We start from the raw sequence: 1,475 nt of genomic DNA, 5'->3' as shown, positions 1-1,475 counted from the left end.
GATGGCCACCCGTATCGTGGACGCGATAACGGCCTTTTTGCAGAGCCGGGGCGGGTGAACTCGGCGTACGCCGCACGACGCGGGAATGCCTTGCACGAAAGTGTTGCGGGATGGCGTCCCACACGCTTGGGTGCAACAGGGCCAGGGATATAATTCGCCTGACTAAGTAGATCGTCAGTCTTGATGCGTTTCAATGGAGAGGATGCGGACCCGTGAGCAATGGTCGCCTGTTTACCAGTGAGTCGGTAACCGAAGGACACCCCGACAAGATCTGTGACGCAATCAGCGACTCCGTGCTCGACGCGCTGCTGGATCAGGATCCGAAGTCGCGCGTCGCGGTGGAGACCCTGGTCACCACGGGTCAGGTGCACGTCGCCGGTGAGGTCACCACCTCCGCCTACGCCGATATCCCCAAGATCGTCCGGGAGCGCATCCTGGAGATCGGCTACGACTCGTCCACCAAGGGCTTCGACGGTGCGTCGTGCGGGGTGAACATCGCGATCGGCTCGCAGTCCCCGGACATCGCCCAGGGCGTCGACACCGCCCACGAGGCGCGCGTCGAAGGGGCCGGTGACCCGCTCGACAGCCAGGGCGCGGGCGATCAGGGGCTGATGTTCGGCTACGCGATCAGCGACACCCCTGAGCTGATGCCGCTGCCGATCGCGCTGGCGCACCGGCTGGCCCGGCGCCTCACCGAGGTCCGCAAGAACGGCGTCGTGGACTACCTGCGGCCGGACGGCAAAACCCAGGTCACCATCCAGTATGACGGCACGACGCCGGTGCGGCTGGACACTGTGGTGCTCTCGACCCAGCACGCCGACGGCATCGACCTGGACGGCACGCTGACCCCCGACATCCGCGAGAAGGTGGTCAACACCGTGCTCGCCGACCTCGGGCACGACACCCTCGACGTCTCCGACTTCCGGCTGCTGGTCAACCCGACCGGGAAATTCGTGCTGGGCGGACCGATGGGTGATGCGGGCCTGACCGGCCGCAAGATCATCGTCGACACCTACGGCGGCTGGGCTCGTCACGGCGGCGGCGCTTTCTCCGGCAAGGATCCGTCAAAGGTGGACCGTTCGGCCGCGTACGCGATGCGCTGGGTGGCCAAGAACGTGGTTGCCGCGGGCCTGGCGGAGCGCGTCGAGGTCCAGGTGGCCTACGCGATCGGCAAGGCCGCTCCGGTCGGCCTGTTCGTCGAGACGTTCGGCACCGAGACCGTCGACCCGGCCCGCATCGAGAAGGCCATCAGCGGCGTGTTCGATCTGCGTCCCGGCGCGATCATCCGCGACCTGAACCTGCTGCGCCCGATCTACGCGCAGACCGCGGCCTACGGCCACTTCGGCCGCACCGATATCGAGTTGCCGTGGGAGCAGACCGACAAGGTCGACGACCTGAAGGCCTCCGTGTAACCCTTTCCCGCCGAGCAGACACAAAAGTGCCCATTTCCACCCCGAAATGGGGACTTTTGTGTC

The 1,475-nt window shown here is 66.1% G+C and carries 1 protein-coding gene; it reads left to right on the top strand.

What is annotated here, in order from left to right:
* The first annotated feature begins 212 nt into the window (after positions 1–212).
* Positions 213–1,412 (top strand): methionine adenosyltransferase, encoded by a 1,200-nt coding sequence (gene metK, locus ACWDTP_RS38450; RefSeq protein ID WP_450028446.1) that lies wholly within the window; start codon positions 213–215, stop codon positions 1,410–1,412.
* The last annotated feature ends 63 nt before the right edge of the window (positions 1,413–1,475 follow it).

The organism is Mycobacterium sp. NPDC003449 (assembly GCF_053588415.1).
Note: the sequence above shows the minus strand (reverse complement) of the source record. Positions and strands in the feature narration are given on the sequence as shown.